Genomic DNA, 13921 nt, shown 5'->3' on the forward strand with positions numbered 1-13921 from the left:
GCATTCGATTAAGCCTCGCCCCACTCTCGCGGCATACAACTGCGATGCAGCAACGAAGATCGGCAACAATAATCGGCAACCTATTGCCTATTGCTGACGTAAGTGCCTTATATAAAAGGCAATTGGTATCTTTCAAGATCGGCAAAAAATGTTTGAAACGCCTGCTCGTATCGAGCCCTGCTTTTTCCAGGACACCATCCCGTCCGTCTTAGCGGACCTCACGGTAGAACTGCAGAGGGAGGCAGACGATTTGGGGCGCGGCCTCCATCCAGAATCGGCTGCAGAACTCGCCGACCTGGTTCGGATGATGAATTGCTACTACTCGAATCTGATCGAGGGTCACAACACCCGTCCCAAGGACATCGAAAAGGCACTCGCGGGTGCGGAGGTCGAGCCGGAACGGCGAGCATTAGCGCTCGAGGCCAAGGCGCACGTCATCGTCCAACGCAAAATCGATGAGATGTATTCCAAAGGAATTTTGCCGAGCCCGACATCGGTTGAGTTCATCGCTTGGGTGCATCGTATGTTCTATCACGAGATGCCCGAAGAGTTCAGGTTCATGGAACGGCCAGATGGTTCGAAGGTCGAGATCGTTCCCGGCGAGTTCAGAAAGACTGCGAGCGACGACGTGGTTGTCGGAAGACACCAGCCACCCTCTTCAGATCGAGTCGAGGCCTTCATGGCACACTTCTCAAAGCGTTTTGCAGTGGCGGAAAAATGGGCGAGCACCCGTATCATTGCCATCGCTTCTGCTCACCATCGCTTCAACTATATCCACCCATTCCCTGACGGCAACGGCCGTGTGTCCCGGTTGATGTCGCATGCGATGGCGCTGAAAGCAGGCATCGGGGGACATGGCTTGTGGTCGATTTCCAGAGGCCTGGCCCGCGGTCTTAAGGATCGAGGCGAATACAAACGGATGATGGACCACGCAGACAGCCCCCGTCGCGGAGACCTCGATGGTCGGGGCAATCTCTCGCAAGCAGCTCTCAAGGACTTTTGCGAGTGGTTCCTTACCGTGGCACTCGACCAAATACGCTTCTCCACAGCGATTTTCGACCTTGGTCGCCTGGAAGATCGGTACCGCCTACTCGTCAAGGACATCAGCGAAGACAAACGCGCGCCCGATCTCTTAGCTGCAGTCCTCAAACACGGATCACTTGAGCGCGGTGATGTTCATCTCGTTCTCAAGACATCGGAAAGAACGGCACGGAACACGATGTCAGCAATGGTTAGACAAGGCTTCCTAAAGTCCGAAACGCCCAAAGCCCCTGTCCGAATTGCTTTCCCGCTGGACTATCGCGAGAGACTCTTCCCGAATCTGTTCACCGATGCCGAATTGACTATACCCGATCCGCGACCCCTATCGCTCCGCTGACAGCGGCGGACGCGGCAACCTTGACTTGGTGGCGGTTGCTACCGAATAGCGCGATACCCATTAGGTGGCCGCTATGTTGGATGGGCGCAACGCACCCGATCGCGAAGATGGCCATCCGGATGAGCCCAGTCTTCTTGGACACGCCCTCGCCCGAACAGGGCAATGGCGATTCTCTTGATGGGATGCCGCCGCAAGCGAGCCATCCAAAACCTGGAGCACGCAGACACCCTCCGCGCAGTTCCGGCGGAAAGCAAACGGGTGCCAGCCGGCCGCTATCCTTAATGTCATTGAGGAACTGAAGCGCTATTCGGCACCAACCACCACTAACTCCCGGTTAACCTGTGCCTGATCCCCGGATCCGCCGTCGCGCGTCCCGTCAAGTGCTGACGCGCGCAGTCCGCAAGGGCCTGAGCGAAGCGTCCCTTGAGGACGACTGCATTAAGGATGGAGCGTCGTCTGCCACCCCGGGCGACTTCCAGCTGGCCGATCGCTAGTGAGCCCAGTTCCCGCAGCCGGCGTTATCTATCAAACTCTAAAAGAGACTAGCGTTTTCCACTAGACTCCTATCTATCGGTAGACTTTGTTCTGGAGACCCCGACGGATCCGTTCGCTAATCCGTTTGCACCCGGCGCAGGAAGCCGTCCCCCCGAACTTGTCGGTCGCGACGCGATCCTTGAAGCCGCCAAGATCTCCTGCGGACGCGCGATCAATGGGCGGTCAGGCCGTTCGCTCATACTTTGGGCCTTCACGGCACCGGCAACACGGTTCTCCTGAGCGAGATCGGCCGGATCGCCGAGGCCGAAGGCCTTCTTGTTACGAAGGTCGAGGCTCCCGAAGAACCAATCTCGCGAACCTTCTCTATCCTGAAATGCGCAAGGTATCTCGTTCGCTTTCCGGCACCGAAGCGGCAAAGCATTTCGCCTCGCCCGCCCTCGGCTGCTTGCGCAACTTCGCCTCCGTATTCAACATAGAGGTCGCCGGCGTGAATGTCGGCGTCGACCCGACGCCCGAGCCGGGCCTTGCCGAAAGCGGTGATATACAGCACGACCTTCCCGATCTATTCGGCCAGATCGGTCGTGCCGCCCAAGCTGCTAACAAGGGCTGGGTTCTTCTGATCGACGAAGTGCAATATCTTTCGCAAAAAGATTTATCCGGCCTGATCGTCGCTCTTCATCGCATGTCCCAGGATGGGTTGCCCATCGTCTTCGTTGGCGCAGGATTGCCCCAGGTGGCGCGTCTTGCCGGCGACGCGAAATCCTACGCAGAACGGCTCTTCAGCTATCCTGCCGTCGGCGCACTCGATAAGGAGGCTGCCTCGAAGGCGATCGAGAAGCCGATCAATGATCAAAAGGCGACCATCTCCCAAGAGGCGCTGACGACCGTCTTCGACATGACAAAGGGCTATCCGCTCTTTCTCCAGGAACTCGCCTCCTTCTCCTGGAACAACGCGCAGGGCCCGCAGATCAACGAGAACGATGTCCAAGCATCTTACACGGAAACGATCAAATCCCTGGACGACGGCTTCTTCCGCGTCCGTCTGGATCGTCTGACCAAGGCCGAGGTCCAATTCGTCACGTCGATGGCGGCCCTCGGCAACGGCCCCTATCCGGTCTCTGACATCGCGAAGGCGATGGGCCGAACGCAGAAGTCCATTGGCCCGGCCCGCGCGAGCATCATCTTTAAGGGATGATCTACAGCACCGATCACGGCTATCTCGACTTCACCGTTCCGCTTTTCGCCGATTTCATCAGGCGACATCGCCTTTCGGGTGAGTGATTTTCAGAGCTGTCGTATGGAGATCCGAGCCATGGCGCTTATGCCAGAAGCGTGGCCGGGAATTGACCGCTGGGAGGAACCCCGATGTGTCGCGTTTAGCGACAACGGTTTGCGGTAAAGTTGGTGGCGGCAGCTACCTAATGCCGAACTGAAGGGCAGCGACACGCGTTTGGCATCCGCAATCAGCTATGCCGAACGGCCAAGAACCGATTGCCACAGTACCAGTCCGCTCAGGCGCCGCCTGTGGCGGATGCACACAAGGGTCGTTTGCGGAGCGCCGCGCAGGACCATGCCGACGCTGTCGCCGATAAGAACGATGTCGCAATGTCGATCGACCAGTTTTGCAATCGGCGTCGTATAGGCCGTCAGCCAGACGACGGGGACGCACCCTTACGCGCCTGGATATCGGGCGGTGTAATCGCCTTCGAACCACCAGCAGTGCTCAAGTGCCTCCTTCCCCGGCGTCACCCCCCGCAGGTGTCGCGTTTGGCACGTCTTTGTGCAAATGCGAAGAGCTAAAAAAAGCCGTGCGGCTGCGCGATGTTGACGTGCAGACAGCTGCGCTTAAATTAAATCGATTCAGGCGCCGTAACCAACCAACCACTTTCGCGAACAACATGGACGATCAAGAAACAGGAGCCAGCAAAGACCGAGCCGCCGTCACGGGCGATGAAGTCAAAGTGGACCTGATCGCCTTTGTCGTCGCCGTAAACGACGGTGAACCCTGTGTCCTCACCATCGGGCAGGCGGACACTCTGCCTTCCGGACCATTTGCGCTTGAGCACAGATCGCTGCAATCCGGGTTGAGGGGTTGGGTTGAGCAGCAGACCGGCCATCCGCTGGGCTATATTGAGCAGCTCTACACTTTCGCTGACCGGGACCGCGTCGGCGCCGAGCGTCGGCAGCGCGCCATCTCCATCAGCTATCTCGCACTAACTCGCATGGAAAAGGCATCGGGCTCGCCCAAGTGCGGCTGGCGAAGCTGGTATGAATATTTTCCATGGGAGGACCACCGCTCCGGCACGCCGCCGATGCTGCTGGACGTCCTGCGACCGCGCCTGATTGAATGGGCAAACAGCGTGGGCGACGCGGCCATGCGACGCGAACGTCGGCAACGGGCGGCGATGGCCTTCGGCTTTGACGACCGCCATTGGAACGAGGAACTCACGCTTCAACGCTATGAGTTAGTCTACGAAGCAGGCCTGGTCCAAGAGGCCGGGAGCGGACGCGACACCACGAGGGCCTCGCTGGTGCCCAGCAAGCCCATGGTCGCCGATCATCGGCGCATCGTGGCGACGGGCATTGCGAGACTGCGCTCGAAGATCAAATACCGGCCGGTCGTCTTTGAGCTGATGCCGCAGTCTTTCACACTGCTCCAGCTGCAACGAACCGTCGAAGCGCTCGCCGGCAGGCTAATCAACAAGCCGAACTTTCGTCGCCTCATAGAGCAGCAGGAGCTGGTCGAGGAGACTGGCGAGACTTCTGTCGACACGGGCGGGCGACCGGCAAGGCTCTATCGCTTCCGGCACGCGGTCCTCGACGAAACGGCGATAGTCGGCACAAAATTGCCGGTCGCTCGGGGTTGACACTCTTATAGTCGACATAGATATATATCCCTTATAGTCAAACGGATTATAATTGGAGGCGCCGATGAGCGGGGCGTTACCTTCGGCCGCGTCTCTGTATCGGCGCGTCTGGCGCGTTATCCCACCGGGGGAATGGGCGGCTTTCAGCGATGACATCGAGGCCATTCTGACGCTCAAACGCGAGCGCAATGCCGTCATCCTGGCTCACAACTATCAAACACCCGAGATCTTCCACTGCATTGCCGACATCGTCGGCGACAGCTTGGCGCTGGCCCGCAAGGCTATGACGGTCGAGGCGAAAGTCATCGTGCTGGCCGGCGTGCATTTCATGGCCGAAACGGCCAAGCTCCTTAATCCGGACAAGGTCGTGCTCATTCCGGATCTCGGCGCCGGTTGCTCGCTGGCTGATTCGATCACGGCACAAGACGTGCGCTTGATGCGACAGCGTTATCCCGGCGTGCCGATCGTCACCTATGTCAACACATCGGCCGAAGTGAAAGCCGAATCGGATATCTGCTGTACATCGGGCAACGCCAAGGCGGTCGTCGAATCCCTTGGCGTCCCCCGGGTGATTATGTTGCCGGACGAATATCTGGCCCACAATATCGCCGCCCAGACCGACGTCGAGATCATCGCCTGGAAAGGCCATTGCGAGGTGCATGAGCGCTTTACGCCGGCCGATATCCGCGAGTTGCGCGAAAACCATCCCGGCGTGACAGTGCTGGCCCATCCCGAATGCCCACCCGACGTGGTTGCCGAAGCCGATTTTTCCGGCTCGACCGCAGCCATGTCCGACTATGTCGAAAGGCAAAAGCCGCCACGTGTCGTGCTGATGACGGAATGCTCGATGAGTGACAACGTCGCGTTAGCGCACCCGGATGTCGAGTTCATCCGGCCCTGCAATTTGTGCCCGCACATGAAGCGGATCACGCTTGCCAACATCCGCATGGCGCTCGAGCAGAACCATCATGTCGTCACCATTGAACCCGGGATCGCGGGGCGCGCGCGGCTCGCAGTCGAACGGATGCTGGCAATTTGAGCCCCGATGTCCGCAGCTTCTTCGGGCGGCCCATCATCATCGGGGGCGGCATCGCCGGATTGATGACCGCGCTTCAATTGGCGCCGGAGCCGGTGCTTGTTTTGTCCAGGACGCTTCTGGGAGCCGACACTTCGAGTACCTCGGCTCAGGGGGGGCTGGCTGCGAGTTTCGGCCAAGACGACCATCCGACACTGCACCTGGCTGATACGCTCGCCGCCGGCGACGGGCTTTGCGATGAAGATATGGCGAGCCGCATCCTTCAGGCCGCGCCTGACGCGATCGAGGGGCTTGCGCGCTTTGGGGTTCGCTTCGACCGTACGCTAAAAGGACCCCTGTGCCTCGGATTGGAGGCCGCACACAGCCGACGTCGCATCGTTCATGCTCATGGCGACGGCAGCGGGCGTGAGATCATGCGCGCACTGATTGATGCCGTGCGCTCCACCCCCTCGATCGTTGTCGTGGAGGGCGTGGAAGCGCGCCGACTAGCGGTCAGGGAGAATGCGATCCGAGGCGTCTGGGCAAGCTGTGCGCTAGGACCTGTCTTCTTCGGCTCACGGCGGGTCGTCCTTGCCACCGGTGGGATCGGCGGGCTATTTCTCGACACCACCAATCCCTCGGGCAGCTGCGGACAGGGCCTGGCACTTGCGGCCCGCGCCGGAGCTGTCCTTGCCGACCTCGAATTCATCCAATTCCACCCGACCGCGCTTGAGGGCCCCGAACGCCCCATGGCGCTGGTCAGCGAGGCTGTCCGCGGCGAAGGCGCCACCCTGATTGACGAGACGGGCCGGCGCTTCCTCGATGGCGTGCCGGGCGCCGAACTCGCGCCTCGCGACGTCGTGGCGCGCGCAGTCTGGAGCCATCTGGCAGATGGCCATAAGGTCTTCCTCGACGCGCGGAAGCGGCCTGGCCCAGAATTTGTTCGACACTTCCCGACAATCGCATGTGCCTGTCGTGGACTGGGGATTGATCCCGTGCACGATCTCATTCCCATTCGTCCTGCCCAGCACTATCACATGGGTGGCGTTGCCGTGGACGGCTCGGGCAGGACGTCGGTCAAGGGGTTGTGGGCCTGTGGCGAGGCCGCCTCGACCGGACTGCACGGCGCCAACAGGCTCGCCAGCAATTCCTTGACTGAGGCCGTCGTATGCGCGCGCTGGGTCGCTGAAAGCGTGGGCGGAACGCCTGCTCGCAGAACAAAGCCAGTGTTTGCGGACGATTACCCATCGCCCGATCCGGTACCCGCGCGTCCTTTCGTGTCGCGCGCACTCGGTATCGTGCGCAATGGCGAAGCTTTGAAAGCAGCCGCACGGGCGTTGTTGCCGCTCGCTGAACGCGAGGACGCGGCATCGGATCCGGCGGCTGTCGGTCTGATGCTTGCTATTTCCGCCTTGCGGCGCCGAGAGAGCCGCGGCGCTCATTACCGCGAGGACTTTCCCCATCATGCGGCTGTTGCGCGTCGTTCCGAGATCACCCTCGAAGCCGCCCTCGCCGAGGCTCGGGAACTGGCGCACTCGCCAACGCTGGAAAGCGCCACCTGATGAGTCTGTTACCACTTCCCGCAATCATGCTCGAGCCGCTGGTTCGGTCCGCCCTTCTCGAAGACCTGGGCAGAGCCGGTGACGTCACCACCGAGGCGACCGTAGCGAAGTATCATCACGCCACGACCGTGCTGGCCGCACGCCAGCCCGGGGTTGTCGCCGGGCTCGATCTGGTGAGGCTCGCGTTCAGGTTGATCGACCAAAATATCAAGATAGATGTGAACCGAGCAGACGGCAGCAAAGTTGCGCAAGGGGAGATAATTGCATCGGTGAGTGGCCCGACCCGGGCCATTCTGACCGCTGAAAGGACGGCGCTGAATTTCCTGTGCCATTTGAGCGGCATTGCCACGGCAACCGCATCGATTGTCGCAGCGGTTTGCGAGCACCGCGCCAAGATCACCTGCACCCGCAAGACGACGCCCGGGTTGCGGGCTGTCGAAAAATACGCCGTGCGCGCTGGTGGCGGCGCCAGTCACCGCTTCGGCCTCGACGACGCCGTTCTGATCAAGGACAATCACATCGCGGCTGCCGGTGGCATCCGCTCCGCCATCAAACGCGCGCGACAGAGCGTCGGCCACCTCGTCAAGATAGAAGTCGAGGTCGACACGCTAGCCCAGTTGGAAGAAGCCCTCTCGCTTGTCCCAGACGCTGTCCTGCTCGACAACATGTCGCTCGATGAGCTTCGCCAGGCGGTGGTCATGGTCGCCAGCCGGGCGATCACGGAGGCGTCGGGCCGGATCACGCCTGCGACGGCGCCAGCCATCGCGGCCACTGGCGTCGATCTTATCTCCGTCGGCTGGTTGACCCACAGCGCGCCAATTCTCGACATCGGACTGGACTATTACGCGCCGTGATCCGCCAACGAAACGACAGTCATTCGAAGCGGCATGAATCAGACGAAGAAGCCAGGACAAAGCGAAGAGCTAGGAAACAGGACGGATATGCACGACACCAATCCGGCTAACACGATGCCACGCACGCAATGCGCTGATGGCGGGATGTGGACCCTAGAGAAGGCTCGGGCACTTCACGATGCACCTTTCAACAATCTGCTCTTCCTAGCGCAGACCGTTCACCGCCAGAATTTCGATCCCAACAAGGTCCAGCTCAGCCGGTTGCTCAGCATCAAGACAGGCGGCTGCCCGGAGGATTGCGGCTATTGCAGCCAGTCGGCGCATCACGAAACGGGCCTGAAGGCCTCGAAGCTCATGGAGGTCAAGCAAGTCATCACTGAGGCGACCAAGGCGCGCGATGCCGGGGCCACCCGCTATTGCATGGGTGCTGCCTGGCGCAATCCCAAGCCGCGTGACATGGATGCGGTGGTCGCCATGGTCGAAGGCGTCAAGGCGCTTGGCATGGAGACCTGCATGACGCTCGGCATGCTCGATCTCGAGCAAGCCGGTCGCCTGAAGCAGGCGGGGCTCGACTATTACAACCACAACATCGACACGTCGGAGCGCTACTATGGCGAGGTCATCAGCACGCGCAGCTTTGCCGATCGGCTGGATACGCTGGAGAACGTTCGCCAATCCGGCATCAAGGTCTGCTGCGGCGGGATTGTCGGAATGGGCGAAGAGCCGGTGGACCGGATCCAGATGCTGGTGACGCTCGCCAATCTGCCTAAGCATCCAGAAAGCGTTCCGATCAACATGCTAATCCCGATCGCTGGCACCCCACTTGCCGACGCCAGCCCTATCGAGCCGATCGAGTTCGTGCGCATGATCGCGCTCGCCCGCATCATGATGCCGAAATCGCATGTCCGCCTTTCGGCCGGCCGCACCGCCATGACCGATGAGATGCAGGCGCTGTGCTTTTTTGCCGGCGCCAATTCGATCTTCGTCGGCGATACGCTGCTGACGGCGGACAATCCCGGCGAGGACAAGGATACGCTGCTGTTTAGGCGTCTCGGCATCGAGCCGATGGAACTGGAGGCGCAGTGAACGAGGCACTGTTTGCCCGCTACGAGGCGACCTTGCAGGGACTGGCGCGCAAGGGCCGGCTGCGGCGGCTTGCGCCGCGCGCCGGCCTCGACTTTTCATCGAACGACTATCTCGGGCTTGCCGCCTGCAAGAGGCTTGGCGATGCGGTTGCTGCCGCGATTGCACGCGGCACGCCGGTCGGCGCAACAGGATCGCGGCTGCTGCGCGGCAACGCGCCGGAGCACGAGGAACTGGAAGCTCACGCTGCGGCCTTTTTCGGGGCCGAGCGCGCGCTTTTCTTCGGCGGCGGCTATATCGCCAATTTCGCTATTCTGACGGCGCTGCCGCAGAAGGGCGACCTACTCGTCCTCGACGAGCTCGCCCATGCCAGCATGCACGAGGGCGCGCGCGCCGGACGCGCGCAGTTCGTTTTGGCCGCGCACAACGACGTCGACGCCGTCGAGGGTCAGATCGCGCGCTGGCGCGCCGAAGGCGGCATCGGACGCGTCTGGATCGCGGTCGAAAGCCTCTACAGCATGGGTGGGGACTGCGCGCCTTTGGAGAGCCTTATGGCGCTCGCCGACCGGCACGAGGCGTTCATCATTGTCGACGAGGCGCACGCCACCGGGGTGTGGGGACCGGATGGCCGCGGCCTTGCCGTCGCTTTCGAAGGCCGCGACAACGTCCTCGCGCTGCATACCTGCGGCAAGGCGCTCGGCGCCTCAGGAGCGCTCGTCACCGGGCCGCGAGCGCTGTGTGACTATCTCGTCAACCGCTCCCGGCCATTCATTTACGCCACCGCGCCGTCGCCGCTGATGGCGGTTGCTGCGCGTGAAGCGCTCGCCATGCTCGCCGACGAGCCAATGCGCCGTATTCAACTGCATGAGCGCATTGCCTTGGCGGGCCGCCAATTGGCAGAGCGCTGCGGCATAAAGCCCAGCGGAACGCAGATCCAACCAGTTGTCATCGGCGTCAACCGGCGCACCATGGCGGTAGCGGCGGCACTGCAGGCCCGCGGCTTCGACATACGCGGCATTCGTCCGCCGACTGTGCCGGAAGGGACTTCGCGCCTGCGCATATCGCTGACGCTCAACGTCGATGAAGCCGCCATATCCGCCATGATCGATGCGCTTGTCGAGGCGTTGGCGCAGAATGACCAAAGGTGACATGACCCGAAGCGACATCAGCAGAGGCATAGTCATCACCGGAACGGATACCGGCATCGGCAAGACGGTGTTTTCGGCGGGCCTCGCCGGCCTGCTCGACGGCTTCTACTGGAAACCGGTGCAATCGGGCCTCGACGAGGAGACCGATAGCGAGGCTGTTACCCGGCTCTCCGGCCTGCCGGCCGGGCGCGTGCTGCCCGAAGTCTATCGTCTGAAGACGCCACTGTCGCCGCATCGTTCGGCCGAAATCGATGGCGTCGCAATCGAGGCGGCAAAGCTCTCACTGCCGGACTTGCCAGGCCCGCTCATCATCGAAGGCGCTGGCGGAGTGATGGTACCGCTCAATCGGCAGACAAGATTCATCGACATATTCCGGGAATGGCAACTGCCGGTCATTCTTTGCGCGCGCACCGGGCTCGGCACCATCAATCACACATTGCTGTCGATCGAGGCGCTCAGGGCCCGTGCCATCCCGCTCATCGGCGTGGCCTTCATCGGCGAGGAAATGGCGGACAGCCAAAGGACGATCGCGGAATTTGCGAATGTGCGGCAGCTCGGCAGGCTGCCGCACCTTGATCCGCTGACATCTAAAACCTTGAGGGAAGCGATGGTTTCGGGCTTCGATCTCTCGCCGATTGCACGGGGTCAATGATGTCGCAATCCCGCGTCTGGCACCCTTTCACCCAACACGCGCTCGAACCGGCGATCCCCGAAATTGTCCGGACTGAAGGCGCTTATCTCCACAAGGCCGATGGCACCCGCATCCTCGACGCCATTTCCTCCTGGTGGGTCGTCACCCATGGCCACCGCCATCCGCGCATCGTCAAGGCGATCGAGACGACTGTTGCCAGCCTCGACCAGATCATCTTCGCCGGTTTCACGCACGAGCCGGCCGAACGCCTCGCCAAAGCCTTGGTGAATCTAGCGCCGCCGGGGCTCGAGTGGGTGTTTTATTCCGACAGCGGCTCGACCTCGGTCGAGGTCGCGCTGAAGATGGCGCTCGGCTATTTCCGCAATATCGGCGCGCCGCGCTCGCGCATCGTCGTCATGGAGCACAGCTACCATGGCGACACGATCGGCACGATGAGCGTCGGCGCCCGCGGTGTGTTCAACGCCGCCTACGAACCCTTGCTGTTCGAAGTCGACACCATCCCCTTCCCGGCCGCAGGACGCGAGCAGGAAACGCTGGATCGGTTCGAGGTCGTCTCTCGCGACCGGCGCGCAGCTGCGCTGATTGTCGAGCCGCTGGTGCTCGGCGCCGGCGGCATGCTGATGTATCCGGCCTGGGTTTTGGCTGAACTGAAGAGGATCGCCGAGACTTCGGGCACGCTCTTGATCGCCGACGAAGTGATGACCGGCTGGGGACGCACCGGAACCCTGTTCGCCTGCGAGCAGGCGAATATCTCGCCCGACATCCTTTGCACCTCGAAGGGTCTGACCGGCGGCACCATTGCGCTCGCCGCCACGCTGGCGACCGACGCCATCTTCCAGGCCCATTATTCGGTCGACCGGAAGAGGACCTTCTTTCATTCGAGCTCCTATACGGCTAATCCGATTGCCTGCGCGGCCGCACTCGCCAACGTCGAGATCTGGCACGACGAGCCTGTTATCGAGCGGATCGCGGCCCTGGGCGCGCTGCAGGCCGCTGGCCTTCGGCGCTTTCACGACAATGCTTGCTTCACCGACTGCCGGATTACCGCCACGATCGCGGCGCTCGATTTGGGTACCGCATCCCCCGGCTATCTGGCCGAGATCGGTCCAAAGCTGCGGGCATTCTTCCTCGATCAGGGATTGCTGGTGCGCCCGCTCGGCAACGTCCTCTATCTGCTCCCGCCCTATTGCGTAACCGGCGCCGAGCTCGATCGGCTTTATGACGCCATCGAGGAGGCCGGCGAACGCTTCGGATCGAAACCATGAGCAGGTCGTCGCGCATCCTCGGGTTTGGCCACCATGTGCCTGGGCGCAAGGTTGAGAACGCCGAGATCGAGAACAGTCTCGGCCTCGAGCCAGGTTGGATCGAACGGCGCACAGGAATTCAATCGCGCTTCTGGGCGACTGACGAAGATACACTTTCGGGCCTTGCCGCGCGGGCCGGCGACATGGCGCTGGCAGATGCGGGTATCGATCGGTGCGAAATCGGTCTTCTGTTGCTCGCCACGTCAACCCCCGACCATCTCCTGCCGCCGAGCGCGCCGCTAGTCGCGCACCGGCTCGGCCTCGGCCGCTCCGGCGCCATCGACCTGACCGGCGCCTGCGCCGGTTTCATCTATGCGCTGATGTTCGCCGACGGGTTCACCCGCCTGTATGGCAGACCCGCCCTTGTCATTGCCGCCAACATTTTGAGCCGCCGCATCAACCCGGCCGAGCGAGCCAGTGCCGTGCTGTTTGCTGATGCCGCCGGCGCGGTCGTGATCGGTCCCAGCGAGGATGCCGAACGCGGCATTCTCGGCGCTTCGGTGGATTCGGACGGTTCGCGTTACGGATTGATCCAGATCCCCGCCGGAGGAAGCAACACGCCCTTTCACAACGACCTCGATCTCGCGCAGACCCGGATGACGATCGTCGACGGCCGCGAAGTGTTCGCCAGTGCCGTGGAGATGATGACGGCATGTTCAAGGGACGCACTCGCGATAGCTGGAATGCGGCCGCAAGACATCGACCGGTTCGTCCCGCATCAAGCCAACGCCCGCATTTTCGATGCCGTCGGCCGAAACCTCGGCATTGCGGACCAGGCAATCGTCAAGAGGATCGCCGAATACGGTAACTCTTCGGCCGCAACGATCCCGCTCTCGTTGTCGCTCGCCAATCGGACGCAGCCACTCCAGCCGGGCGAGAAAATCCTTCTGGCGGCAGCGGGTGCCGGTCTCAGCGGTGGGGCGCTTGTGGTTGGAATTTAGCCGCGCGGCGGCCGCCGACAAGACATCAAGACTGTTCAGGCGAGACGAAAAAAGGACAACAGACCAATGCGAAAAATAGTCGCCGGCAAGCTTCACGGCATCCACGTCACCGAAGCAAATCTCAACTACCATGGGTCGATAACGCTCGACCCTGACCACTGCGAGGCAGCCGGGATCCTGCCCATGGAATTCGTGGAGATATGGAACAAGAATTCCGGCGCGCGGATTTCGACCTATGTCATCCTCGGCGAGCGCGGATCACGATGCTGCATCCTCAATGGTGAGTCGCCCGCACCTGCCAGCCTGGCGACCCGATCATCGTCTGCAACTCCATCTACCTGAACGAAGCGCATATCACAGCGCTGAAGCCGCGGATCGTCACCTTCGACCAAGACAACCACATACGCGAGCGCCTGAGCTACTCGGTCGATCTCGACGCATGTGGCCGTTACAGTTTCTCGATCCATGACGAGGCCAATGAGGCTTTAGCGATTCCTGCGCTTGTTTCCCGGGCGTGACTTGTCCCTGGCGCACGCGTGAGCTGATGCGCCGTCCCCGTCCCCGTCCACGACGTAGTGTCTTGACCCGCCGTGAGGCGGCTGTGACGAACCTCGAGGCCATC

General features: G+C 61.7%; 10 protein-coding genes and 3 pseudogenes. 12 read left to right on the top strand and 1 reads right to left on the bottom strand.

The genetic code is table 11. From position 1 onward, the window contains the following. Positions 1 to 148: 148 nt before the first annotated feature. Both RFN30_RS26605 and RFN30_RS32530 read left to right on the top strand, forming a co-directional pair. Positions 149 to 1378, top strand: coding sequence for a Fic family protein (locus RFN30_RS26605; RefSeq protein ID WP_320265038.1), 1230 nt, complete (start codon positions 149 to 151; stop codon positions 1376 to 1378). Between the two features lie 1579 nt (positions 1379 to 2957). After that, positions 2958 to 3154: pseudogene (locus RFN30_RS32530) on the top strand (DUF8462 domain-containing protein). A 264-nt stretch (positions 3155 to 3418) separates the two neighbouring features. On the opposite strand, the pseudogene RFN30_RS26615 reads toward RFN30_RS32530, so the two are convergent. Continuing rightward, positions 3419 to 3600: pseudogene (locus tag RFN30_RS26615) on the bottom strand (3-methyl-2-oxobutanoate hydroxymethyltransferase); the annotation flags it as partial. Between the two features lie 171 nt (positions 3601 to 3771). Between RFN30_RS26615 and RFN30_RS26620 the strand changes: the two are divergent. The 10 genes and pseudogenes from RFN30_RS26620 (at position 3772) to panD (ending at position 13817) form a co-directional block, all read left to right on the top strand. Next, complete coding sequence (locus RFN30_RS26620) at positions 3772 to 4740, top strand: NUDIX hydrolase (RefSeq protein ID WP_320217231.1); 969 nt, start codon at positions 3772 to 3774, stop codon at positions 4738 to 4740. 64 nt (positions 4741 to 4804) lie between these two features. Beyond that, positions 4805 to 5779: a quinolinate synthase NadA gene (gene nadA, locus RFN30_RS26625; RefSeq protein ID WP_320265068.1), complete on the top strand. Its 975-nt coding sequence runs from the start codon at positions 4805 to 4807 to the stop codon at positions 5777 to 5779. Then, complete coding sequence (locus RFN30_RS26630; protein ID WP_320265040.1) at positions 5776 to 7317, top strand: L-aspartate oxidase; 1542 nt, start codon at positions 5776 to 5778, stop codon at positions 7315 to 7317. Before nadA ends, RFN30_RS26630 begins: the two co-directional genes overlap by 4 nt. Beyond that, the gene (gene nadC / locus RFN30_RS26635; RefSeq protein ID WP_320265041.1) at positions 7317 to 8171 is read left to right on the top strand and encodes a carboxylating nicotinate-nucleotide diphosphorylase; all 855 of its coding nucleotides are present in this window, start codon (positions 7317 to 7319) and stop codon (positions 8169 to 8171) included. The genes RFN30_RS26630 and nadC overlap by 1 nt, the downstream gene beginning before the upstream one ends. Positions 8172 to 8315: 144 nt before the next feature. Continuing rightward, the gene (gene bioB, locus RFN30_RS26640) at positions 8316 to 9257 is read left to right on the top strand and encodes a biotin synthase BioB (RefSeq protein WP_320265042.1); all 942 of its coding nucleotides are present in this window, start codon (positions 8316 to 8318) and stop codon (positions 9255 to 9257) included. Beyond that, positions 9254 to 10402, top strand: a complete 1149-nt coding sequence (locus RFN30_RS26645) for an 8-amino-7-oxononanoate synthase (protein WP_320265043.1) — start codon at positions 9254 to 9256, stop codon at positions 10400 to 10402. The genes bioB and RFN30_RS26645 overlap by 4 nt, the downstream gene beginning before the upstream one ends. Positions 10403 to 10418: 16 nt before the next feature. Continuing rightward, positions 10419 to 11054: a dethiobiotin synthase gene (gene bioD / locus RFN30_RS26650; RefSeq protein ID WP_320265069.1), complete on the top strand. Its 636-nt coding sequence runs from the start codon at positions 10419 to 10421 to the stop codon at positions 11052 to 11054. Continuing rightward, the gene (locus RFN30_RS26655; protein WP_320265044.1) at positions 11054 to 12319 is read left to right on the top strand and encodes an adenosylmethionine--8-amino-7-oxononanoate transaminase; all 1266 of its coding nucleotides are present in this window, start codon (positions 11054 to 11056) and stop codon (positions 12317 to 12319) included. Before bioD ends, RFN30_RS26655 begins: the two co-directional genes overlap by 1 nt. Beyond that, the gene (gene bioZ / locus RFN30_RS26660; protein ID WP_320265045.1) at positions 12316 to 13299 is read left to right on the top strand and encodes a 3-oxopimeloyl-[acyl-carrier-protein] synthase BioZ; all 984 of its coding nucleotides are present in this window, start codon (positions 12316 to 12318) and stop codon (positions 13297 to 13299) included. Before RFN30_RS26655 ends, bioZ begins: the two co-directional genes overlap by 4 nt. 66 nt (positions 13300 to 13365) lie before the next feature. Beyond that, a pseudogene (panD, locus tag RFN30_RS26665) lies at positions 13366 to 13817 on the top strand (aspartate 1-decarboxylase). The last annotated feature ends 104 nt before the right edge of the window (positions 13818 to 13921 follow it).

The sequence above is a fragment of the Mesorhizobium dulcispinae genome (assembly GCF_033977345.1).
Lineage (GTDB): Bacteria > Pseudomonadota > Alphaproteobacteria > Rhizobiales > Rhizobiaceae > Mesorhizobium > Mesorhizobium dulcispinae.